General features: G+C 66.0%; 21 protein-coding genes. 16 read left to right on the forward strand and 5 right to left on the reverse strand.

The window, feature by feature from the left end; translation table 11 throughout:
- The first annotated feature begins 111 nt into the window (after positions 1-111).
- From AWC06_RS16355 to AWC06_RS16365, 3 genes are all read left to right on the forward strand, one after another.
- Entirely contained in the window at positions 112-1,245 is a 1,134-nt protein-coding gene (locus AWC06_RS16355; protein WP_085199066.1) for an alpha/beta hydrolase, read from the forward strand.
- Positions 1,246-1,321: 76 nt separating this feature from the next.
- Positions 1,322-3,505 (forward strand): acyl-CoA dehydrogenase family protein, encoded by a 2,184-nt coding sequence (locus tag AWC06_RS16360; RefSeq protein WP_085199067.1) that lies wholly within the window; start codon positions 1,322-1,324, stop codon positions 3,503-3,505.
- Positions 3,506-3,569: 64 nt separating this feature from the next.
- The gene (locus AWC06_RS16365; RefSeq protein ID WP_085199068.1) at positions 3,570-4,067 is read left to right on the forward strand and encodes a DinB family protein; all 498 of its coding nucleotides are present in this window, start codon (positions 3,570-3,572) and stop codon (positions 4,065-4,067) included.
- Between the two features lie 5 nt (positions 4,068-4,072).
- On the opposite strand, the gene AWC06_RS16370 is transcribed toward AWC06_RS16365, so the two are convergent.
- Positions 4,073-4,435 carry a group I truncated hemoglobin gene (locus AWC06_RS16370; RefSeq protein ID WP_085199069.1) on the reverse strand — a complete coding sequence of 121 codons (363 nt, stop codon included), beginning with the start codon at positions 4,433-4,435 and terminating at the stop codon, positions 4,073-4,075.
- A complete protein-coding gene (gene fadD2, locus AWC06_RS16375) occupies positions 4,432-6,108 on the reverse strand; it encodes a long-chain-fatty-acid--CoA ligase FadD2 (RefSeq protein ID WP_085199070.1) in 1,677 nt (558 codons plus the stop codon). The genes AWC06_RS16370 and fadD2 overlap by 4 nt, the downstream gene beginning before the upstream one ends.
- A gap of 48 nt (positions 6,109-6,156) precedes the next feature.
- Here fadD2 and ligD point away from each other — a divergent pair, with 48 nt between their 5' ends.
- The 8 genes from ligD (at position 6,157) to AWC06_RS16415 (ending at position 14,104) form a co-directional block, all read left to right on the forward strand.
- Positions 6,157-7,404, forward strand: a complete 1,248-nt coding sequence (gene ligD, locus AWC06_RS16380; protein WP_085199071.1) for a non-homologous end-joining DNA ligase — start codon at positions 6,157-6,159, stop codon at positions 7,402-7,404.
- Between the two features lie 11 nt (positions 7,405-7,415).
- Positions 7,416-8,402, forward strand: a complete 987-nt coding sequence (locus tag AWC06_RS16385) for an ABC transporter substrate-binding protein (protein WP_085199072.1) — start codon at positions 7,416-7,418, stop codon at positions 8,400-8,402.
- Between the two features lie 75 nt (positions 8,403-8,477).
- Positions 8,478-9,122: a 5-oxoprolinase subunit B family protein gene (locus AWC06_RS16390; RefSeq protein ID WP_085199073.1), complete on the forward strand. Its 645-nt coding sequence runs from the start codon at positions 8,478-8,480 to the stop codon at positions 9,120-9,122.
- An 11-nt stretch (positions 9,123-9,133) separates the two neighbouring features.
- Positions 9,134-10,042: a 5-oxoprolinase/urea amidolyase family protein gene (locus AWC06_RS16395; RefSeq protein WP_139820088.1), complete on the forward strand. Its 909-nt coding sequence runs from the start codon at positions 9,134-9,136 to the stop codon at positions 10,040-10,042.
- A 19-nt stretch (positions 10,043-10,061) separates the two neighbouring features.
- Positions 10,062-10,607: a GNAT family N-acetyltransferase gene (locus tag AWC06_RS16400; protein WP_085199074.1), complete on the forward strand. Its 546-nt coding sequence runs from the start codon at positions 10,062-10,064 to the stop codon at positions 10,605-10,607.
- 112 nt (positions 10,608-10,719) lie between these two features.
- A complete protein-coding gene (locus AWC06_RS16405; RefSeq protein ID WP_085199075.1) occupies positions 10,720-12,129 on the forward strand; it encodes a nitrate/nitrite transporter in 1,410 nt (469 codons plus the stop codon).
- Positions 12,130-12,239: 110 nt separating this feature from the next.
- On the forward strand, positions 12,240-13,385 hold the full coding sequence (locus AWC06_RS16410; protein ID WP_085199076.1) for a uroporphyrinogen-III synthase: 1,146 nt from the start codon (positions 12,240-12,242) through the stop codon (positions 13,383-13,385).
- On the forward strand, positions 13,382-14,104 hold the full coding sequence (locus AWC06_RS16415; protein WP_085199077.1) for a sirohydrochlorin chelatase: 723 nt from the start codon (positions 13,382-13,384) through the stop codon (positions 14,102-14,104). The genes AWC06_RS16410 and AWC06_RS16415 overlap by 4 nt, the downstream gene beginning before the upstream one ends.
- On the opposite strand, the gene nirD is transcribed toward AWC06_RS16415, so the two are convergent.
- Entirely contained in the window at positions 14,059-14,391 is a 333-nt protein-coding gene (nirD, locus tag AWC06_RS16420; protein ID WP_139820091.1) for a nitrite reductase small subunit NirD, read from the reverse strand. The genes AWC06_RS16415 and nirD overlap by 46 nt on opposite strands.
- A gap of 55 nt (positions 14,392-14,446) precedes the next feature.
- On the reverse strand, positions 14,447-17,038 hold the full coding sequence (gene nirB / locus AWC06_RS16425) for a nitrite reductase large subunit NirB (RefSeq protein ID WP_085199079.1): 2,592 nt from the start codon (positions 17,036-17,038) through the stop codon (positions 14,447-14,449).
- A 214-nt stretch (positions 17,039-17,252) separates the two neighbouring features.
- Between nirB and AWC06_RS16430 the strand changes: the two genes are divergently transcribed.
- From AWC06_RS16430 to AWC06_RS16450, 5 genes are all read left to right on the forward strand, one after another.
- Complete coding sequence (locus AWC06_RS16430) at positions 17,253-17,693, forward strand: Hsp20/alpha crystallin family protein (protein WP_085199080.1); 441 nt, start codon at positions 17,253-17,255, stop codon at positions 17,691-17,693.
- Between the two features lie 211 nt (positions 17,694-17,904).
- Positions 17,905-18,201 carry a hypothetical protein gene (locus AWC06_RS16435; RefSeq protein WP_169715367.1) on the forward strand — a complete coding sequence of 99 codons (297 nt, stop codon included), beginning with the start codon at positions 17,905-17,907 and terminating at the stop codon, positions 18,199-18,201.
- 75 nt (positions 18,202-18,276) lie between these two features.
- Positions 18,277-19,098, forward strand: coding sequence for a hypothetical protein (locus AWC06_RS16440; protein ID WP_085199082.1), 822 nt, complete (start codon positions 18,277-18,279; stop codon positions 19,096-19,098).
- Positions 19,099-19,136: 38 nt separating this feature from the next.
- Positions 19,137-21,050 carry a fumarate reductase/succinate dehydrogenase flavoprotein subunit gene (locus AWC06_RS16445; protein WP_085199083.1) on the forward strand — a complete coding sequence of 638 codons (1,914 nt, stop codon included), beginning with the start codon at positions 19,137-19,139 and terminating at the stop codon, positions 21,048-21,050.
- Positions 21,051-21,797, forward strand: a complete 747-nt coding sequence (locus tag AWC06_RS16450; RefSeq protein WP_085199084.1) for a succinate dehydrogenase/fumarate reductase iron-sulfur subunit — start codon at positions 21,051-21,053, stop codon at positions 21,795-21,797. It begins immediately after the preceding gene.
- 18 nt (positions 21,798-21,815) lie between these two features.
- Here the strand turns inward: AWC06_RS16450 and AWC06_RS16455 are convergent, their stop codons facing one another.
- Positions 21,816-22,304: a flavin reductase family protein gene (locus AWC06_RS16455; RefSeq protein WP_085199085.1), complete on the reverse strand. Its 489-nt coding sequence runs from the start codon at positions 22,302-22,304 to the stop codon at positions 21,816-21,818.
- Positions 22,305-22,409 lie beyond the last annotated feature (105 nt).

Raw genomic sequence — 22,409 nt, forward strand, 5'->3', positions numbered from 1 at the left:
GGAGATCTGGATGTGAACCTAACATCAGATTCAGTTCTCTTCCAGGGGTCGCAGGGGTCGCAGCGAGAGGAGGCGCCCAGTGTCCATCGGGTTTGAGCGAGGTCCGTTGAGGTGACTCACCAGACCGGTACACCAGGGGTTATTCGTGAATTCATCGGGCTTCCGTCGCCGACCGCCCGGCGCGCTGGCGCGGGCGGACACCCCTGCCAGGGGCTGTATCACCGCGGAGTAGGACGCAAGCCGAAAGTGGCGATGATCGCCGCGCACTACCAGATCGACTTTTCTGAGCACTATCTCGCCGACTACATGGCCACGCGCGGCATCGGATTCCTGGGCTGGAACACCCGTTTCCGTGGTTTTGAAAGCAGCTTTCTGCTCGATCACGCGCTAGTGGACATCGGGGTCGGTGTCCGCTGGCTGCGTGAGGTGCAGGGCGTGGAAGCGGTTGTGTTGCTGGGGAATTCCGGTGGCGGATCGTTGATGGCCGCCTACCAGTCGCAGGCAGTCGAGCCGAACGTGACCCCACTTCCAGGAATGCGGCCCGCGGCCGGCCTGACCGAGCTGTTGCCCGCCGACGGCTACGTCGCGAGCGCGGCCCATCCCGGCCGCCCGGACGTGTTGACGGCGTGGATGGACGCCTCCGTCGTTCAAGAGGATGACCCCGTCGCAACCGATCCCGACCTCGATTTGTTCAACGAGCACAATGGCCCGCCGTACTCGCCTGAGTTCCTCAACCGTTACCGGGCCGCGCAGGCGGCGCGCAACAACTCCATCACCGACTGGGCGGAGAAGGAGCTGAAACGTGTTCGCGCAGCGGGTTTTTCCGATAGGCCGTTCACGGTGATGCGCACTTGGGCCGATCCGCGCATGGTCGATCCGACCATCGAGCCGACAAAACGTCAGCCCAACATGTGTTATGCCGGCATCCCGGCCAAGGCCAACCGCTCCGCGCACGGCATCGCAGCGGCTTGCACACTGCGCAATTGGATGGCCATGTGGAGCCTGCGCACCGCGCAGACCAGGGCCGAGCCGCATCTGGCGCGGATCACCTGCCCCGCCCTGGTGATCAACGCCGAAGCCGACACCGGTGTCTTTCCCTCCGATGCCCAGCGCATCCACGACGCGCTGGCCACTACCGACAAATCGCTCTGCGCTATCAACTCCGACCACTACTTCACCACGCCCGGGGCACGCAGCGAGCAGGCGGACACGATTGCCAAGTGGATCGCCAAGCGGTGGCGCTGAGAGACCCCCGTGGTCAACCAACCGACCGGTTATTAGATTGAGGGGACTGGCCGAACCGGCGTGAGGAAGGCAAACAATGCCGATTGCAATAACTCCTGAGCACCAAGACCTGGCCGATTCGGTCCGATCCCTGGTGGCGCGGGTCGCGCCGTCAGAGGTACTGCACGCAGCGCTGGAGACACCGATCGACAACCCGCCGCCGTACTGGCAGGCGGCGGCCGAGCAAGGCTTGCAGGGCGTCCACCTGGCCGAGTCGGTTGGCGGCCAGGGTTTCGGCATCCTCGAGCTCGCCGTCGTACTCGCTGAGTTCGGCTATGGCGCCGTACCCGGGCCGTTCGTGCCGTCGGCGATCGCCAGCGCACTGATCTCGGCGCATGACCCGGACACCAAGCTGCTCGCTGATCTGGCTTCGGGCACCGCCATCGCCGCGTACGCGCTGGATTCCGGGCTGACCGCGACGCGCCACGGCCCAGATGAAAACGCCTTGGTGATCCGCGGTGAGGTCCGGGCGGTGCCCGCTGCGGGTGAGGCCTCGCTGCTGGTATTGCCGGTGGCCATCGACAGTGGCGAAGCGTGGGTGGTGTTGCGGGCCGACCAGCTCGAAATCGAGCCGGTCAAAAGTGTCGACCCGCTGCGACCCATCGCCCACGTGCGCGCCAACGCCGTCGAGCTCGGCGACGATGCCGTGCTGAGCAACCTCAGCACAGTGGTCGCGCACGCCCTGATTTCCACCCTGCTGTCGGCGGAGGCCGTCGGGGTGGCGCGCTGGGCCACCGACACCGCGTCGCAGTACGCCAAGATCCGCGAACAGTTCGGCAGACCGATCGGCCAGTTCCAGGCCGTCAAGCACAAGTGCGCCGAGATGATCGCCGACACCGAGCGGGCCACCGCCGCGGTGTGGGATGCCGCGCGTGCGATCGATGAAGCCAGTTCCGCGGTCGAGTTCGCCGCCGCGGTGGCGGCGACGTTGGCGCCGGCAGCCGCTCAGCGCTGCACCCAGGACTGCATCCAGGTGCACGGCGGCATCGGGTTCACCTGGGAACACGACACGAATGTCTATTACCGTCGCGCGTTGATGTTGGCCGCCTGCTTCGGCCGCCGAACCGACTACCCGCAGCGCGTGGTCGATACCGCTACCAGCACGGGTATGCGCAACGTCGACATCGACCTGGATCCCGACACCGAGAAACTGCGGGCCGAGATCCGCGACGAGGTCGCCGCGCTCAAGGCGATACCACGCGAGGACCGCAAGACCGCGATCGCCGAGGGCGGCTGGGTGCTGCCGTATCTGCCCAAGCCGTGGGGCCGAGCCGCCAGCCCGGTGGAGCAGATCATCATCGCCCAGGAATTCAGCGCCGGACGCGTCAAGCGGCCACAGATCGGCATCGCGTCGTGGATCGTCCCGTCGATCGTCGCCTTTGGCACCGAGGAGCAGAAGCAACGGTTCCTGCCGCCGACGTTTCGCGGCGACATGTTGTGGTGCCAGCTGTTTTCCGAGCCGGGCGCCGGGTCCGACCTGGCCGGCCTGAGCACGAAGGCAACCAAAACCGATGGCGGATGGCGCATCACCGGCCAGAAGATCTGGACCACCGCGGCGCAGTTCTCCGACTGGGGGGCGCTGCTGGCCAGAACCGACCCGAGCGCCCCGAAGCACAATGGCATCACCTACTTCCTGCTGGACATGAAAAGCGAAGGCGTGGATGTGAAGCCGCTGCGCGAGCTCACCGGCGGCGCGATGTTCAACACCGTCTTCATCGACGACGTGTTCGTGCCCGACGACGCGGTGCTCGGCGAGGTGAACCGGGGCTGGGAGGTCAGCCGCAATACGCTGACGGCCGAGCGGGTGTCGATCGGCAGCAGTGAGGCACCGTTTTTGGCCACCCTCGACGAGTTCGTGGAGTTCATTCGGGACGGCCAGTTCGATCAGGTCGCGCAGAACCGCGCCGGCCAGTTGATCGCCGAGGGCCACGCCGCCAAGGTGCTCAACCTGCGCTCGACGCTGCTGACGTTGACCGGCGGGGACGCGATGCCGTCGGCAGCGATCTCCAAGCTCTTGTCGATGCGGACCAGCCAGGGCTACGCCGAGTTCGGGGTGGCGTCATTCGGTGCCGAGGCCGCGATCGGCGACCCGGAACAGCTGCCCGGCAAGTGGGACGACCACCTATTAGCCAGCCGTGCCACCACGATTTACGGCGGCACCTCGGAGGTGCAGCTCAACATCATCGCCGAACGCCTGCTGGGTCTGCCCCGCGACCCGTAGATCGCGTTGAGATTGCCGTCATGGTCGTGACTCGACGAAAACTACAGCTCTGGAAGCAATCTCAATGAAACCCAAGCGGCGCGAGCAGCAACCAACCGGCGAGCGCGCCACGCTGGAGTCATTCCTCGACGACTATCGAGATATCGTGGTGCGCAAGGTAACCGGCCTGTCCGATAGCGATGCTCGCCGACGGCTCGTCGCATCGCAGACCACGGTGGGCGGGCTCATCAAGCATCTGCGTTGGGTCGAATACGGTTGGTTCGATCAGCTTTTGCAGGACCGGAGCAACGACAACCGTCGCACCCATGAGCGTTCTTGGGAGTTTGAGCTTCTTCCCGACGAGTCACTGCGCACACTGATAGCCCAGTATCAAACCCAATGCGAGGAATCCCGGCGGATCGCCGGCAGGTATCTCCTCGACCACGTGGTCCCGCATGTCAGGTTTGGGCAGGTCTCCTTGCGCTGGATCTACGTGCACATGATCGAGGAAACCGCCCGCCACACCGGACAACTCGACATTCTGCGCGAACAACTCGACGGCGCAACCGGATTCGACGGCTGAACAAGCTAAGCTTCGACGATGTCCGCCCGGTAGCGCTCGAACAGCGCCCGAAATTCAGTCCTTTCCGGTTCGCGTACACCGCTTTTCACCAGCGCCGCCGTCGCGTATTTCATGTTCGCATCCCACTCGGCAGCAGATATCGCCAGGCCGGCGTGTGACGTTTTCATATCGCGGCCGGTGTAATGGCAAGGGCCACCGGCAAGCTCACACATCTGCTCGACGAGCAACTGCTGGGACCGCAGCTGGGAGTCCTGGCTGCGGCCCGACCCGAAACGCGCAAATGCCGGGTCAGCGCGCAGATTGGTGAACAATTCCTCGATGACGGCGGCGATCACGTCATAGCCGCCAAGCCGCCGGTACAGGCTCAGTTGACCTCCATCTCACGCAGTTCGCGTTTGAGGATCTTGCCGGTCGGGTTGCGCGGCAGCTCGTCGAGGAAGACGACTTCACGCGGCACCTTGTACTTGGCCAACTGATCTTTCACGTACTTCTTGACGGTGTCCTCGTCGATGTCGGCACCCTCCTTCTTGACGACGAAGGCGCGCAACCGGTGGCCCCACTCCTTGTCCTCGACGCCGATCGCGGTGGCCTCGACCACGTCGGGATGCCCGGTGATGCAATCCTCGACTTCGGCGGGGAAGACGTTCTCGCCGCCGGAGACGATCATCTCGTCGTCGCGGCCGCTGATGTAGAGCAGGCCGTGCTCGTCGAAATAACCGACGTCGCCGGAGGACAACATTCCGTCGATGATCTGCTTGTTACCGCCGCCGGTGTAACCCTCGAACGGGAAACTGGTGCCGACGAAGATCCGCCCGACCTCGCCCTGCGGCAACTCCTTTCCGTTCTCGTCGAAGATCTTGACCCGCACCCCTTTGACGACCGGCCCCGCCGTCGAAGAGTTGTATTCCAAGTGTTTGGGTTCGGCGATGGTGGCGAACGCGATCTCGGTCGAGCCGTACATGTTGTAGACAACGGGTCCGAAGTCCTTGAGTGCCCGTTCGGCCACATCGGCATTGAGCGCGGAGCCGGACACGAAGATGATCCGCAAGCTGGACAGGTCGGGCTTCTTGTCCATCTTTTCCAGTGCATCGAGCATCCGCGCCAACATCACCGGCACGACCACGACCGCCGTCACCTTGTACTTCTCGATGTCCTCCAGCACCACCGGCGGCTTGAACTTGCGGTGCAGCACCAGCGTCGAGCCCAGGAATGCCCCGATGGTGGCATGCAGGAAGCCGAGCGCGTGGAACATCGGCGCCGGCAGAGCCGTCACCTCCCCGGCTTTGAACGGAACATGCGACAGGATGCCGCCGATCGGCGCCAGGGTCGGCGGGGTGCTGCGGTTCGCGCCCTTCGGGGTGCCGGTGGTGCCGCTGGTCAAAATGATGATCGACGAGTGCTTGCTCGCCTTGGGCGCGGGCTCGCCGCTGCTGCGGTCGATCAGATCGGCGAGCGTCTCGTCCGTGCTGCCCGAATCCTTGTCTGCGTCGGGATTGGTGCCCAGCGCCCGCAGCTTGCCCAGCGGCGGCTCGGCCTTGCTGACGTCGTCGGTGTATTCGTCGTCGTAGATGATCAGTTTGGCGTCTTCGCGCTCCGACACCTCCTTGATCTGCGGGCCGGAGAACGAGCTGTTCAGCAAGATGATGCGGGCGCCGACGCGGGCACATCCGTACTCCGCGATGGCAAACCAGCGGCTGTTGCGCGCCAGGATGGCGACACCGTCGCCACCTTTGACGCCCTTGTCCAGCAGACCGTGGGCGACCGCGTTGGCGGCGTCGTCGAGTTCCTTCCAGGTGAATTCACCGTCGTCGTCGATGATCGCCACCTTGTCCGGGTTGCGCCGCGCGTGCAGCGCAGGGAGCATGCCGATCTCGCCCCATTTGCGGATGTCGTTCACCATCGCCGCCACGTTCTGCGGCGGCTCGATCGGGAATCCGCCTGCTTCGAAGATCTTGCGCACATAGTGCAGTTCGGCCAGGCCACGCGTTGCATACTGCTGGACTTTTGCCGCGGCCCCGAACGGGTCAGGAAGATTAGGCATAGCTCCACCCTATGTGACCCACGTCGCACCGCGACGTGGAAAATTACCATGAACTGCATGGCCGGCCCGATGTCCCTGGAAGTGGACGGACGCCGGGTCCAGGTCACCCATCCGGACAAGGTGATCTTCCCCGCCTGCCGCCACACCAAACTGGATTTGATCCGCTACTACCTGGCCGTCGCCGAGGGTGCCCTGCGCGGCGTGGTCGGGCGTCCGATGATCCTGAAACGCTTCGTCAAGGGCATCGAGCAGGAGGCGATCTTTCAGAAGCGCGCGCCCGCGAAGCGACCCGACTGGGTAGACGTCGCCGAACTGCGGTACGCGTCGGGCACCTCGGCCGCCGAGGCCGTCATCCATGACGCCGCCGGCCTGGCTTGGGCGGTCAACCTGGGTTGCATCGACCTCAATCCACATCCGGTGCTCGCCGCCGATCTCGACCATCCCGATGAGCTGCGCGTCGACCTGGACCCGATGCCCGGCGTGCAGTGGCCGCAGATCGTCGACGTCGCCGCCGTCGCCCGCGAGGTGCTGGAGGATTACGGGCTGACCGCGTGGCCCAAGACGTCGGGGTCGCGCGGCTTTCACATCTATGCCCGAATCGCACCGCACTGGCCGTTTCGGCAGGTTCGGCTGGCCGCCCAGACCGTGGCACGTGAGGTGGAGCGACGCGCGCCCGATCTGGCCACCGCGCGCTGGTGGAAAGAAGAACGCCAAGGTGTGTTCGTCGACTTCAACCAGAATGCCAAAGACCGAACCGTCGCCTCGGCGTATTCGGTGCGGGCGACCCCCGATGCCCGGGTGTCGACGCCGCTGCACTGGGACGAGGTCGCCGACTGCGATCCGGCGGCATTCACGATGGCCTCGGTGCCCGAACGGTTCGCCGACATTGGGGATCCGTGGGCGGATATGGACGCCTCCGTCGGCGGCTTGGAGCCGCTGCTGGCGCGCGCCGAGGAACTCGGGCCCGCGGAGAAGGCGCCGAAAGGAGCGCGCAAACGAGCCGGAGCGGGCCGACGCCAATCCCCGATGCCGCTGATCGAAATCGCCCGCACCAAAACCAAGGACGAGGCGATGGCCGCGCTGGACGTCTGGCGGGACCGCTACCCCGCTGCGGCCGGCCGGCTGCAGCCGGCCGACGTCCTGGTCGACGGGATGCGCGGGCCGAGTTCGATCTGGTACCGGATCCGGATCAACCTGCAGCATGTGCCCGCCGACCAGCGGCCGCCGCAGGAGGAGTTGATCGCCGACTACAGCCCGTGGCCGACCCGTTACGCGGCCCGCCTTACAGAGAAGTGAGGTCTCACGCGATGCATGAGCAATGGAGTCGACGCGGATTCCTGCGCGCCGCCGGAGCAGCGGGGTTACTGGTGGCCACCAGCTCGGCGGCATGCTCGTCCCACAAAGCGACGTCCGGCAGCGGCGGTGACCACCCGGTCACGGTCCCACATGCGTTTGGCGAGACGACCGTGCCCGCGCCACCCAAGCGGGTCGTCAGCGCGGGCTACACCGGGCAAGACGATTTGCTGGCGGTCGGTGTCATTCCGGTCGCGGTGACCAACTGGTTCGGCGACCAGCCGTTCGCCGTATGGCCGTGGGCCCAGCCCAAACTCGGCAACGCCAAACCCGTTGTGTTGAACCTGGACAACGGAATCGCCGTCCAGCAGATCGCGAGTCTGAAACCCGACTTGATCGTGGCCACCGACGCCGGGGTGGACGCCGACACGTATCAGAAGCTGTCCGCGATCGCCCCGACGGTTCCGCAGTCCGGCGGCGACGCGTTTTTCGAACCGTGGAAGGTACAAGCCACCGCGATCGGCCAGGCGGTGTTCCAGAGCGACCAGATGAAGTCGCTGATCGCCGGCGTGGACCAGCGGTTCACGGGGGCTGGGGAGAAAAATCCGCAATTCAAGGGCAAGAAGGTGGTGCTGCTGCAAGGCAGCCTCTACCAAGGCAATGCGATCGCGACGACGGGCTGGCGCACCGAGTTTTTGACCCAGATGGGCCTGACCATCCCCGACAGCGTCGAGGCTTTCGCAGTTGATCCGCAGCGGGCTTTCGTACCGCGCGACAAGATCAAATCCGTGCTCGGAGCGGCGGATCTGCTGATCTGGACAACCGACACCGAGGACGATCATGCGGCGCTGATGGCCGATCGCGATGTGGCGGCCCTGTCATCGCGCAGCATGTTCACCACCAAGGAGCAGGCCGGAGCGATCGCGTTCGCATCCCCGCTGAGCTACCCGCTGCTGGCCGATCAGTTGCCGCCACTGATGGCCAAGACTCTGCGCATCTGAGCGTTCGCTAAGGCACCTCTGGCAGTGCTCGAAAAGTTGTTTCGGCGGCCGATAACGCGGGGTTACTGTCGAGTAATGAGCGTGGCAATGGATCTGAACATCGCCGACACCGTTCTCGACTACGGCGATCAGGCACTGCTGCTGCAGTTCGACAGCACCGCAGACGTATTGGCATGGGCGGCGGCGCTGCGCGAGGCGGACCTGCCCGGTGTGCTCGACGTCGTGGCGGCCGCCCGCACCGTGCTGGTGAAGCTCGATGGTCCCCGTTATCAGAGCGTCGTCCGCCATCGACTGCGCAAGCTGCAGGTGAGCAGCGACGCCATCCAGACCGCCCCGCCGCAGGACTGCACGGTGATCGACGTCGTGTACGACGGCGCTGATCTCGCCGAGGTCGCCGACCGTACCGGTCTCTCCACCGCGCAAGTCATCAACGCGCACACCGCGACCCCTTGGCGGGTCGGATTCTGCGGCTTCGCCCCGGGTTTCGCATATCTCGTCGGCGGCGACCCTCGCCTGACAGTGCCCCGGCGCGCCGAGCCGCGGCCATCGGTACCGGCTGGCGCGGTGGGCCTGGCCGACGAATTCTGCGGCATCTACCCGCGGCGGTCTCCCGGCGGGTGGCAGCTGATCGGCCACACCGACGCGGCGCTGTGGGATATCGACCGGCCGAATCCGGCGCTGCTTACGCCGGGCATGTGGGTTCAGTTCCGAGCCGCTTAGGAGAGGCGATTGTGACCACGCTGGAAATCCTGCGCCCCGGACCGCTGGCGCTTGTTCAGGACCTCGGCCGGGTCGGGCTGGCCCACCTTGGCGTCACCCGCTCCGGGGCGGCCGACCGCCGGTCGCACACGCTGGCGAACCGGCTGCTGGCCAACCCCGACGACCGCGCCACCATCGAGGTGACCTTCGGCGGGTTCGCTGCACGGGTTCGCGGCGGCGACGTCGACATCGCGGTCACCGGTGCTGACACCGATCCGAGTGTCAACGGTATTGCGTTTGGTACCAACAGTATTCACCACGTCCGTGATGGCGAAGTCATCTCGATGGGTTCCCCGTACGCGGGGCTGCGCAGCTATCTGGGAGTGCGCGGCGGCATCGACGTCACACCCGTGCTGGGGTCACGCAGCTATGACGTCATGTCGGCGATCGGACCGTTGCCGCTGCAGCCCGGAGATGTGCTGCCGATCGGTGAGCACAGCGATGACTACCCCGAACTCGAGCAGGCGCCGGTCGCGGCGATCGAGGAGCATCTGGTCGAACTTCTGGTGGTGCCCGGGCCGCGCGACGAGTGGCTCGACGACCCCGACGCGCTGGTGCACACAATCTGGATGGCGTCCGACCGCAGCGACCGGGTGGGGATGCGGTTGGAGGGACGCCCACTGCGGTATCGGTGGCCGGATCGTCAGCTGCCCAGCGAAGGAGCCACCCGCGGTGCGATCCAGGTGCCGCCCAACGGTTTACCGGTGATCCTCGGACCTGACCACCCCGTCACCGGCGGCTATCCGGTGGCCGGCGTGGTGGCCGACGAGGACATCGACAAGGTCGCCCAGGTGCGCCCGGGGCAGTATGTGCGGCTGCATTGGTCGCGGCCTCGCTCTCCACACGGTTCCGAAATGACTTCGGCTGCCGCTGGCGCGTGAAACCTGGTAGACCGGCAGTGTGCGCACCCCAGTGCATACGGCACGCCTGATTCACACCGCCGACCTCGACAGCGAAACCCGGCAGGGCGCCCATGAAATGGTCACCGACGCTTTCGCCGGAGAGTTCTCCGACACCGATTGGGATCACACGCTGGGCGGGATGCATGCCCTGATCTTGGATCACGGCGCGATCATCGCGCACGGCGCCGTGGTGCAACGGCGGCTGCTCTACCGCGGCACCGCGTTGCGCTGCGGCTACGTGGAAGCCGTGGCCGTGCGGGAAGACTGGCGCGGCCAAGGACTGGCGATCGCGATACTCGACGCCTGCGAACAAGTGATCCGCGGCGGCTATCGGCTTGGGGCACTGAGTTCCTCGGACCGCGGCAGGCGGCTCTACACGCTGCGCGGCTGGCTGCCGTGGCAGGGCCCGACGTCGGTGCTGGCGCCCACCGGGGTGACCCGCACTCCTGACGACGACGGCACGGTGTTCGTCCTGCCGGTCGGGCTCAGCCTGGATACCGCGGCGGCGCTGACCTGCGACTGGCGCGACGGCGACGTCTGGTAAGACGGCCCTGAGCTGCGGCCTCACACCGTCGCGAACGCGCCGGTGAGCGGATGTTCACACCCGGGTCACGACGGAGCGCTTTCGGGCAACAAAGGATTCCTAGTTTGAACGCATGCCACGTTCGCATCTGATAACCGACTGGGATCCCGAGGACACAGTGGCCTGGGAAGCCGGCAACAAGAACATCGCGCGCCGCAACCTGATCTGGTCGACGGTCGCCGAGCATCTCGGCTTCTCGATCTGGTCCATCTGGTCGGTGCTGGTGCTGTTCATGCCGCAGGCGGTCTACGGTTTCTCGGCCGGCGACAAGTTCCTGCTGGCCGCCACCGCCACCCTGGTCGGCGCTTTTCTGCGGATTCCCTACACCCTGGCGACCGCGACGTTCGGCGGCCGCAACTGGACCATGTTCTCCGCGTTCGTGCTGTTGATCCCGACCCTGGGCACCATCTGGTTGCTGGCTCACCCCGGGCTGCCGATGTGGCCGTATCTGGTCTGCGCGGCGCTGACCGGTCTGGGCGGCGGAAACTTCGCGGCGTCGATGACAAATGTCAACGCGTTTTACCCGCAGCGGCTCAAGGGATGGGCACTGGCGGTCAACGCCGGCGGGGGCAACCTCGGGGTGCCGGTGATCCAGCTGATCGGCCTTTTGGTCCTCGCCATCGCCGGTAACCGGCAGCCGTACTGGGTATGCGCGGTCTACCTGGTCTTCTTGTCCGCGACAGGCATCGCCGCCGCGCTGTTCATGGACAACCTCGACCATCACAAGATCGACGTGACCGCAATGCGCTCGATCCTGTCCATGCGCGACACCTGGGCCGTCGCACTCTTGTACATCGGCACCTTCGGGTCGTTCATCGGCTTTTCGTTCGCGTTCGGCCAGATACTGCAGATCAACTTCGCCGCCAGCGGTCAAAGCGCCGCGCAAGCCGCCCTACACGCTTCCCAGATCGCATTCCTCGGGCCGCTGCTGGGATCGCTGGCCCGGGTCGTCGGCGGTCGGCTCGCCGACCGCCTCGGCGGTGGCCGCATCACCCTTGCCACCTTCACCGCCATGATCGCCGCCGCGGGATTGCTGATCGGGGTCAGCACGCTCGACGAGCACAGCCGCGGTCCGGCGACGGGCGCCACCATGGTCGGCTACGTCATCGGTTTCGTTGCGCTGTTTGTGTTGTCCGGCATAGGAAATGGCTCCGTGTACAAGATGATCCCGTCGATCTTCGAGGCACGCAGCCGCTCACTGGATGCCAGTGAGCTCGAACGGCAGCACTGGTCGCGGGCGATGTCCGGGGCGCTGATCGGGCTGGCCGGCGCCATCGGCGCGCTCGGCGGCGTCGGTATCAACCTGGCGCTGCGACAGTCCTACTTGACCAGCGGGTCGGCAACCTCCGCGTTCTGGGTCTTCGTGTCGTTCTACTGCGCGGCTTCACTTCTCACCTGGACGATGTATGTCCGCCGGCCGGTCTCCGCGCCGGCTGTGAGTTCCGAGGTCGCCTCCCCGACCGCCGTGCCGGCCGCAGCTTAGCCGCAGGTGGGCGTCGGCGCGCTCGCGTGTGAGCGACACCGCAGAGCAGGGCAACGCGTCGGCAATTGCCGGGTAACGCGACCGAAATCTGTTGGGCATACACAATCAATATGAGTCAGGCAGCCGCGCCGCCACTCACCGGTTATCGAGTGGCGGTCACATCCGCGCGGCGCGCCGACGAGCTGTGCGCGTTACTGCGCCGCCAGGGCGCAACGGTCGCCAGTGCGGCGGCGATCACCATGGTCGCCTTACCGGACGATGACGAATTGCACCGTCACACCGAGGCTTTGGTGGCCGATCCGCCAGACATCCTGATCGCGACGACCGGCATCGGATTCCACGGGTGGATCGCCGCCGCCGACGGGTGGGGACTGGCCAACTCGCTGACCGCGGCGCTCTTCGACGCTCGGATCGTGTCCCGCGGGCCGAAGGCGACCGGCGCGTTGCGCGCCGCCGGCCTGCGCGAGGAGTGGTCTCCGGATTCCGAATCGTTGCGCGAGGTCCTGCGTTATCTGCTGGAGTGCGGCGTTGCCGGTTGTCGTATCGCGGTCCAGCTGCACGGCGCCACCAAGGACTGGGACCCGTTCCCGGAGTTTCTCGACGAACTGCGCTCCGCGGGCGCCGATGTCGTGCCGATCCGGGTATACCGGTGGCTACCGGCGCGCGCGGGTGGCGAGTTCGATCAGCTGATCACCCAGATCGCCCAACGGCAGTTCGACGCCGTCAGTTTCACCTCGGCACCGGCGGCGGCGGCGACGCTGATGCGGGCCCGCGATCTCGGCATCTTCGACCAGCTACTCGACGCACTCAGCACCGACGTGCACGCGATGTGCGTGGGCCCGGTCACCGCACAGCCGTTGGCGCGGGAGGGGGTTCCGACGTCGTCGCCCTCACGGATGCGGTTGGGAGCGCTGGCCAGGCACATCGCCGAGGAGTTGCCGGCGCTGCGGTCGCGCACGGTGCACGCCGCCGGTCACCGCATCGAGATCCGCGGTTCCTGCGTGGTGGTCGACGGCACGGTCAGGTCGCTGTCACCGGCCGCGATGGCCACCTTGCGCGCGTTGGCGCAACGCCCGGGCGTGGTGGTGGCTCGCACCGAGCTGCTACGGGCTCTCCCCGGCAACGGCACCGATCCCCATGCGGTGGATACGGCGGTGTTGAGATTGCGAACGGCGTTGGGCGACAAGAACATTGTGGCCACCGTCGTCAAGCGAGGCTATCGGTTGGCCGTCGACGAGAATTCGGATGCGGCATGAATCTGGTCATGGTCGCCCACGGCACCCGCAGACCCGAAGGCGTCGCGATGATCGGCGACCTCGCTCAACAGGTCAGCGCGCTGGTTGCTCACCCGGTGCGGACCGCGTTCGTCGACGTGCTGGGGCCCGCGCCGAGCGAGGTACTGTCCTGTGCGGCGGAAACCGGCCGCGCGGCCGTCGTGGTACCGGCGTTTCTGTCCCGCGGATACCATGTCCGCGTCGACGTGCCCGCTCACGTCGAGGCGAGCGGGCATCCCGATGTCACGGTCACCGCGGCGCTGGGGCCCGACGCGCAGGTGGCCCGGCTGGTGGCTCAGCAGTTGCGCAAAGCCGGTTGGTGTCCGGGTGATTCGGTGATCCTGGCGGCGGCGGGTACATCGGATCCGGCAGCGCGTGTCGACCTGCGCGTCGCCGCCGGGATGCTGTCCGCGCTGACCGGCTCGAGGGTGGAGTTGGCGTTTGCCGCCACCGGCGAGCCGAGTGTGCCCACGGCGGTGGCCGACGCGCGCCGCCGCTCTCGGGCTCGAGTGGCGGTGGCGTCATATCTGTTGGCCGAAGGGCTCTTTCAAGAGCGGCTGCGCAGCAGCGGCGCGGACATCGTCAGCGATCCGATAGGGACGCATCCCGGGCTGGCGCGGTTGATCGCCCGCCGATTCGTCGGCGCCGAGCGGCCTTACCGACCCACCTGCACGATCCCCTCGACGAGGCGCGTCGGATAAACCGGAACCGTCATAGCAGGATCGTCGAGACAACGGCCGTCGTCAAGGCTGAAAGCCTGCTTGCCGATGGGCGATTGAACGACGGCGCGCCCGCCGCGATCCCCGACCAGACCGCGGGACAACACGGCGGCGCCGGAGAACGGGTCGACGTTTCCCAGCGCGCGCAACGATCCATCCTCGAGCCGGAACAACGCCGCCTGGGAGCCGTCGTCGAGCAGCACGCCGACACCACGGCCGGGGATGAGGTAGTCGTAGGCGCACGCCACTGTCCAGGATCGGTCGAGCATCTGGGCAGTGTCGTCAAGTAGCGCTGTCATGAGATCACCTCATTCTCTTGTCGTGTCATGCCCGCACCTGCGGCATACCGATGAGCACCGGCTCGGCCCGACCGTCGGTGTCGGGTGCCGCGGGCCGTTTGCGTCCGTTGTATTCGGTGAACGCCACCGTCGAGTCGACGGCGTCGGGGGCGTTGACGAAGGACACGAACCGAGACAGTTTGGCCGGATCCTCCAGTACGCCTTTCCATTCGCACTTGTAGTTGGCCACATGCCGTTCCATCGCCGCCTCGAATTCCTCGGCCAGGCCCAGGGAGTCGTTGCAGACCACGTCGCGCACGTGGTCCAGCCCGCCGTCGAGTGATTCGATCCACGGCGCGGTGCGCTGCAGCCGGTCGGCGGTGCGGATGTAGAACATCAGGAATCGGTCGATATAGCGGACCAACGTCTTGTCATCGAGGTCGCTGGCGAGCAACTGCGCGTGCTTGGGCGTAAAGCCGCCGTTGCCGCCGACGTAGAGGTTCCAGCCCTTTTCGGTGGCGATGACGCCGACGTCCTTGCTGCGCGCCTCGGCGCACTCACGCGCGCAGCCGGACACACCGAGCTTGATCTTGTGTGGCGCCCGCAGTCCGCGGTAGCGCAGCTCCAAGTCGATGGCCATCTGCACCGAGTCCTGCACGCCGTAGCGGCACCAGTCGGTTCCCACGCAGCTTTTCACCGTGCGCACCGCCTTGCCGTAGGCGTGACCGGATTCCATGCCGCCGTCGACCAGCCGCTTCCAGATCTGCGGCAGCTGGTCGACGCGGGCACCGAACAGGTCGATGCGTTGCCCGCCGGTGATCTTGGTGTACAGCCCGAAGTCCTGCGCGATCTGGCCGATCAGAATCAGGTGTTCGGGCTTGATGTCACCGCCGGGCACCCGCGGCACAACGGAGTAGCTGCCGTTGCGCTGAATGTTGGCCAGGAAGTGGTCGTTGGAGTCCTGCAGGGAGGCCTGTTCGCCGTCGAGGATGTGCTCGGAGCCGGTAGACGCCAGGATAGAGGCGACGGCGGGTTTGCAGATGTCGCAGCCTTTTCCGGTACCGAAGCGCTCCAGCAGGCCGGAAAACGTCCGGATCTCGGTGGCGGAGATGATCTCGAACAGCTCGGCGCGCGACTGGCTGAAGTGCTCGCAGAGCGCCTTGGACTGCTGCACGCCCTCGGCCTCGAGCAGCTGCTTGAGCATCGGGACGCAGGAACCGCACGACGTGCCGGCCGCAGTGCATGACTTGAGCGCAGCCACATCGGCACAGCCATCGGCGATCGCCGCGGTCAAATCACCTTTGGTGACGTTGTTGCACGAGCAGATCTGCGCCGAATCCGGCAACGCACCGACACCCAAACCGGTTGCGCCGCTGCCGGATTGGGCCGGTGCGATCAAGGCCATCGGATCCCCGGGCAGCTCGGCGCCGACCATCGGTCGCAGCACCCCGTACGACGAGACGTCACCGACCAGCACGCCGCCCAGCAGCGTCTTCGCGTCGTCGGAGAGCACCAGCTTGGCGTACGTGCGCTTCACCGCGTCATGGACCGCGACCTCGAGGCAGTCCGGGGTGGCCCCCAGCGCATCGCCGAAACTGGCGACGTCGACGCCGAGCAATTTGAGCTTCGTCGACATGTCGGCACCGGGAAACTCCGCAGCGCCGTCCAGCAAGCGGTCGGCCACCACCTCGGCGCTGGTGTAGCCGGGACCGACCAGGCCGTAGCAGCGCCCCTCGATGGCGGCCACTTCGCCGACGGCGTAGATGTCGGGATCGTTTGTCCGGCAAGACAAGTCGGTGAGTACCCCACCCCGCTCGGCGACGCTCAAGCCCGCCGCAATGGCCAGTTCGTCGCGGGGACGGATGCCGGCGGCGAAGATGACCAGCCCGGCGTCGATGACCTCACTGTCCGCGAGCCGCACCCGCACCGAACGGGCGCCGTCCGAGTGCTCAACCGATTCAATCGCATCGGTGCCCACGCCGAGGTGCATGGCGATGCCGAGGTCGGCGATCATCCTTCCCAGCAGTGCGCCGCCGGCCTCGTCGAGTTGCTGAGCCATCAACCTCGGCATCATCTCGACGATGTGCGTGTGCAAACCGAACTGGCGCAGCGCGTTTGCCGCTTCCAGCCCCAAGAGTCCCCCGCCGATCACCACACCGGCGCGGGTGTGCCCGGCGTCCAGCGTGCGCTTGGCGTCGGCGCGGATCGCGTCGAGGTCGTCGAGCGTGCGGTAGACGTGGCACTCGGGCAGGTCGTGACCGGGCACCGGCGGGACGAACGCGTAGGAACCGGTCGCTAGCACCAGCGCGTCGTAGCGATGCCGCAAGCCGTCGGCGGTCAGCACGACCTTGGCGGTCCGGTCGATCTCGATCACGCGGCTGCGCAAACACAGCCGGACCCGATCGTCGCCGGCGTAGTCGTTGCCGGGCAGCGCCAGCAGGTCGCGCTCCCAATGCTCGGTGTAGCCGGTCAGGCCGACCCGGTCGTAGGCCGCGTCCGACTCCTCGGCCAGTACGGTGATGCGCCACGAACCGTCGGTATCCCGAGCCCGCAGCGCCTCGACCAGCCGGTGGCCCACCATCCCGTGCCCGACGACGACGACGTCGCGGGGGGTGCGCGCGTTCCCGGCTGAGGACATATCACGAGGTTAGGAAGGCGATATTGCCGAAATATGGCTGAATGTGACGCCGCCATGACAGTGTCCTCACAACCCGTCCGGACGAGTGTGAGCTTGTTTCTGTACCCGATTCACTTCTGGCGAACACGCAGGTGGAACTTAAGCGTGGTCGACTCATGTTTATACCAGTAGCACCGGCGCAGTGCCGGCAATCACAGAGCACTAGGAGACACCAATGAGCAACCTGACGTTGTGGTCGCGGCCCGCTTGGGACGTCGACCGTTGGATGCGCGACTTCTTCGGTCCGTCCGCCGCAAGCGACTGGTTCAAGCCGGTAACCGCTGGGTTCAGCCCTGCCGCGGAAATCGTCAAGGACGGCGAGGATGCGGTGGTCCGCCTCGAGCTGCCGGGCGTGGACGTCGAAAAGGACGTCAACGTCGAGCTCGACAACGGAAGCCTGGTCATCCACGGCGAGCGTCGCGACGAGCACGCTGAGGAGAAGGACGGGCGCACGCTGCGCGAGGTCCGCTACGGGTCGTTCCGCCGGTCATTCGAGCTGCCGGCGCACATCACCAGCGAGGCCGTCTCGGCGTCGTATGACGCGGGCGTGCTGACCGTCCGGGTGGCCGGCGCATACGCCGGAACCCAGGCCAAGCGCATCGCGATCACCAAGTAGTCCGATAACGCAAAAGCCCCCGCGCGCACGGCGTGTCGGGGGCTGCTTGCGTTGACCGGCCGGCTCGAGAGTGCGGCTGGGCGCACGTTCGGCGACGAGCGGGCGTCTGGCTGCACAGTCGCGCCCAAGTGACCTGTCTCACGAGGCGTGTGGGCGGTGGATAGTATCGGGTGACGTACTGTGATCCATGACACCTCATCAGGGAGATCCGTTGTCCAGCACTACTGAACTCGCCGAACTTCACGACCTCATCGGTGGCCTGCGGCGGTGCGTGACGGCTTTGAAGTCGCGGTACGGCGACACCCCGGCGATGCGACGGATCGTCAACGACGCCGAGCGGATCCTCAACGACGTCGAGTTGCTCGATATCGACGCCGGCGAGCTGGATCTGGCCCGGCACAACGTCACTCACTCCGGCGAGAAGATCCCGATCCCCGACACCCAATATGACACCGAGTTCTGGCGTGACGTCGACGACGAAGGCGTCGGCGGGCACAGCCGGTCCTGACCCGCCCCCGCTAACAGCGGGGCGCTGCGATGTGAGTACTCTGCCAGCAGCCCACGCGAAGAGGATCACATCACAATGAGTGCACCCACGGCGGACCGCCCTGCCACCGGAGTCTTCTCTCCGACACGCGCCCAATTGCCGCAACGCAAACTGCGCACCGACCGATGGTGGCTGCCGATCTTCTGGACCGATCTTGGCTTCTCGGTGTTTGTCATCTATGCGACGGTCCGGGCGTTCTGGGGCAGCGCCTATTACGTCGAGGACTACCACTACCTGACGCCGTTCTACTCGCCTTGTGTCAGCGAGTCATGTGTGGAAGGCGCCCGGCACTTCGGGGCATGGGTTGGCGAGCTGCCGTGGTTCATCCCGATGGCGTTCATCTCGCTGCCGTTTCTGCTGGCCTTCCGGTTGACCTGTTACTACTACCGCAAGGCCTACTACCGCACGGTCTGGCAGTCACCACCGGCATGCGCTGTGGCAGAACCACATTCGGCTTACACCGGCGAGACGCGGTTCCCCCTGATTTTGCAGAACATCCACCGCTACTTCTTCTACGCGGCGTGCATCATCTCGATCATCAACACCTACGACGTCATCAAGTCCTTCCACTCGCCGAGCGGTTTCGGCTTCGGACTGGGCAACATCATTCTCACGGCCAACGTGATTCTGCTGTGGATCTACACCCTGTCCTGCCACTCCTGCCGGCATGTCACCGGCGGCCGGCTCAAGCACTTCTCCAGGCATCCGGTGCGCTACTGGCTCTGGACGCAGGTCAGTGTGATCAACACCAAGCACATGCAGTGGGCTTGGATCACGTTGGGCACGCTGATTTTGACTGACTTCTACATCATGCTGGTCGCCAGTGGCACCATCCACGACCTGAGATTCATTGGCTGACAAATTATTTCAGCACGGTAAGAGTTGAGTGAGGTTTCATGACTGAGGTCGAACGGCACTCCTACGACGTCGTCGTGATCGGTGCCGGCGGCGCAGGCCTGCGCGCGGTCATCGAGGCGCGGGAACGCGGCCTGAAGGTCGCGGTGGTGTGCAAGTCGTTGTTCGGCAAGGCCCACACGGTGATGGCCGAGGGCGGCTGCGCCGCGTCGATGGGCAACTCCAATCCCAAAGACAACTGGCAAGTGCACTTCGGCGACACCATGCGTGGCGGGAAGTTCCTGAACAACTGGCGAATGGCCGAACTCCACGCCAAGGAGGCACCGGACCGGGTCTGGGAACTGGAGACCTACGGCGCGCTGTTCGACCGCACCAAGGACGGCCGGATCAGCCAGCGCAACTTCGGCGGGCACACCTATGCGCGGCTGGCGCACGTCGGTGACCGCACCGGGTTGGAGTTGATCCGCACGATGCAGCAGAAGATCGTGTCGCTGCAGCAAGAGGATCACGCCGAACTCGGCGACTACGAGGCGCGGATCAAGGTGTTCGCCGAATGCACGATCACCGAGCTGCTCAAGGACGGCGATCGGATCTCGGGCGCGTTCGGCTACTGGCGCGAGACCGGCCGGTTCCTGTTGTTCGAGGCTCCCGCGGTCGTGCTGGCCACCGGGGGGATCGGCAAGTCGTTCAAGGTGACATCGAACTCCTGGGAGTACACCGGCGACGGGCACGCGCTGGCGCTGCGGGCCGGCGCGACGCTGATCAACATGGAGTTCGTGCAGTTCCACCCCACCGGCATGGTATGGCCCCCCAGCGTGAAGGGAATCCTGGTCACCGAGGGTGTCCGCGGAGATGGCGGAGTGCTCAAGAACTCCGATGACAAGCGGTTCATGTTCGACTACATCCCGCCGGTGTTCAAAGGGCAATACGCCGAAACCGAGCAAGAGGCCGACCAGTGGCTCAAGGACAACGACTCGGCCCGCCGCACCCCGGATCTGCTGCCCCGTGACGAGGTGGCGCGCGCGATCAACTCCGAAGTCAAGGCCGGCCGCGGCACCCCGCACGGCGGGGTCTACCTCGACATCGCGTCACGGCTGACGCCCGCGGAGATCAAGCGTCGACTCCCCTCGATGTATCACCAGTTCATGGAGCTGGCCGGGGTCGACATCACCAAGGAGCCGATGGAAGTCGGACCGACCTGCCATTACGTGATGGGCGGCGTGGAGGTCGACCCGGACACCGGCGCGGCCACGGTTCCCGGCCTGTTCGCGGCCGGGGAGTGCTCCGGCGGCATGCACGGCTCAAACCGGTTGGGCGGCAACTCGCTGTCGGACCTGTTGGTGTTCGGCCGGCGCGCAGGCCTGGGGGCCGCCGACTACGTGCGGGCGCTCAGCAGCCGCCCCTCGGTTTCCGAGGATGCGGTCGAGGCCGCCGCCAAGCTGGCGCTCTCGCCGTTCGACGGGCCGAAAGATGGCTCGCCGGCGGAGAATCCGTACAAGCTGCAGATCGACCTGCAGGACACCATGAACGAGTTGGTGGGCATCATCCGCAAGGCCGACGAGATTTCCCAGGCGCTGTCGCGGCTGGAGGAGCTGCGGGCCCGATTCGCCAATCTGCAAGTCGAAGGGCATCGCCAATACAACCCGGGGTGGCACCTGGCCATCGACCTGCGCAACATGCTGCTGGTCAGCGAGTGCGTGGCCAAGGCCGCGCTGGAGCGCACCGAAAGCCGCGGCGGGCATACCCGCGACGACCATCCCGCTATGGACGCCACGTGGCGCAACACCTTGTTGGTGTGCCGGACAGAAGGTGATTCCGCCTTGCCCCACATCAGCGTCACCCGTGAGGCGCAGGTTCCGATGCGGGCCGACTTGCTGGAGCTCTTCGAGATCTCCGAGCTGGAGAAGTACTACACCGACGAGGAGCTGGCCGAGCACCCAGGACGGAGTACCTAAATGACCTACAACGCCAGCATGCGGGTGTGGCGCGGTGACGAGAGTGGCGGCGCCCTGCAGGACTTCACCGTCGAGGTCAACGAGGGCGAGGTGGTGCTCGACGTCATCCATCGGCTGCAGCAGACCCAAACACCCGACCTCGCGGTGCGCTGGAACTGCAAGGCCGGCAAGTGCGGATCGTGCTCGGCGGAGATCAACGGCCGACCGCGGCTGATGTGCATGACGCGGATGTCGACGTTCGCCGAAGACGAGCTGGTCACCGTGACACCGCTGCGGACCTTCCCGGTGATCCGCGATCTGGTCACCGACGTCTCGTTCAACTACGAGAAAGCCCGTGAGATCCCGTCATTCACCCCGCCCAAGGACCTTCAGCCCGGCGAGTACCGGATGGCGCAGCAGGATGTGGAGCGTTCCCAAGAGTTCCGCAAGTGCATCGAATGCTTCTTGTGCCAGAACGTCTGCCATGTGATCCGCGACCATGAAGAGAACAAGCAGGCGTTCGCCGGGCCGCGCTTTTTCATCAGGGTGGCGGAACTGGAGATGCATCCGCTCGACACCGCGGATCGGCGGGATCTGGCCCAGGACGAGGCCGGTCTCGGGTTGTGCAACATCACCAAGTGCTGCACCGAGGTTTGCCCCGAAAGTATCAAGATCACCGACAACGCGATCATCCCGATGAAGGAACGCGTCGCCGGCCGCCGGTACGACCCCGTGGTGTGGCTGGGCAACAAGTTGTTCCGTCGCTAGGCTGAGCACACCGGGTCTTTAGGCGCCGAGGCGGCGGAAGACGCTGCGGTGGAACACGATCGGCGCTACCTCGGGGTCGACCCGAACATCGCTGACGCGCAGCACGACTATCGTGTGATCCCCCGCGGGTATCAGTTGCTCGATCGCGCTTTCCAACCACACGCCGGTGCCCTTGATGAAGACCGCACCGCTGCCGTTGGAGACCGTTTCCAAACCGGCGAACCGGTCGCCGGTCTTCGCGGCCAGTGCGCGCGCGGCCGCGTCGTGCGCTTCGCCGAGCACGCTGATGCCCAGCGCCGGCACGTCCCTGAGTTTCGGCCAGGTGGTCGACGTGTTCTGCACACAGAACGACACCAGCGGCGGGTCCAGCGACACCGGGACGAAGGTGCTCGCCGCGAGCCCTTCGCGGACCCCGCGGACTTCTGCGGCGATGGCGATCACCCCGGACGGAAAGTGGCCGAAGGCCTCGCGCAGGGACGAGGGCGTCAGCTTTTCAGGTGAGTTCACCGGTGTTCATTCGCATCGACGGGATTCGCATTGCCGACCTTACTCGGCCGGCCTCACACCCCCGCGGAGACGGCCGCGAGGGGTCGCCAAGGTCCGCTACGACGA

This window comes from Mycobacterium fragae (assembly GCF_002102185.1).
In the GTDB taxonomy this organism is placed as follows: domain Bacteria; phylum Actinomycetota; class Actinomycetes; order Mycobacteriales; family Mycobacteriaceae; genus Mycobacterium; species Mycobacterium fragae.

What these genes read in the sequence shown, in the direction of transcription:
- nirD (WP_139820091.1), bottom strand. Translation starts at nt 14,391, where the DNA reads ATGCTCGACCGATCCTGGACAGTGGCGTGCGCCTACGACTACCTCATC.
- fadD2 (WP_085199070.1), bottom strand. Translation starts at nt 6,108, where the DNA reads ATGCCTAATCTTCCTGACCCGTTCGGGGCCGCGGCAAAAGTCCAGCAG.
- nirB (WP_085199079.1), bottom strand. Translation starts at nt 17,038, where the DNA reads ATGTCCTCAGCCGGGAACGCGCGCACCCCCCGCGACGTCGTCGTCGTC.
- AWC06_RS16445 (WP_085199083.1), top strand. Translation starts at nt 19,137, where the DNA reads ATGACTGAGGTCGAACGGCACTCCTACGACGTCGTCGTGATCGGTGCC.
- AWC06_RS16385 (WP_085199072.1), top strand. Translation starts at nt 7,416, where the DNA reads ATGCATGAGCAATGGAGTCGACGCGGATTCCTGCGCGCCGCCGGAGCA.
- AWC06_RS16360 (WP_085199067.1), top strand. Translation starts at nt 1,322, where the DNA reads ATGCCGATTGCAATAACTCCTGAGCACCAAGACCTGGCCGATTCGGTC.
- AWC06_RS16390 (WP_085199073.1), top strand. Translation starts at nt 8,478, where the DNA reads ATGAGCGTGGCAATGGATCTGAACATCGCCGACACCGTTCTCGACTAC.
- AWC06_RS16410 (WP_085199076.1), top strand. Translation starts at nt 12,240, where the DNA reads ATGAGTCAGGCAGCCGCGCCGCCACTCACCGGTTATCGAGTGGCGGTC.
- AWC06_RS16440 (WP_085199082.1), top strand. Translation starts at nt 18,277, where the DNA reads ATGAGTGCACCCACGGCGGACCGCCCTGCCACCGGAGTCTTCTCTCCG.
- AWC06_RS16405 (WP_085199075.1), top strand. Translation starts at nt 10,720, where the DNA reads ATGCCACGTTCGCATCTGATAACCGACTGGGATCCCGAGGACACAGTG.
- AWC06_RS16450 (WP_085199084.1), top strand. Translation starts at nt 21,051, where the DNA reads ATGACCTACAACGCCAGCATGCGGGTGTGGCGCGGTGACGAGAGTGGC.
- ligD (WP_085199071.1), top strand. Translation starts at nt 6,157, where the DNA reads ATGAACTGCATGGCCGGCCCGATGTCCCTGGAAGTGGACGGACGCCGG.
- AWC06_RS16365 (WP_085199068.1), top strand. Translation starts at nt 3,570, where the DNA reads ATGAAACCCAAGCGGCGCGAGCAGCAACCAACCGGCGAGCGCGCCACG.
- AWC06_RS16430 (WP_085199080.1), top strand. Translation starts at nt 17,253, where the DNA reads ATGAGCAACCTGACGTTGTGGTCGCGGCCCGCTTGGGACGTCGACCGT.
- AWC06_RS16415 (WP_085199077.1), top strand. Translation starts at nt 13,382, where the DNA reads ATGAATCTGGTCATGGTCGCCCACGGCACCCGCAGACCCGAAGGCGTC.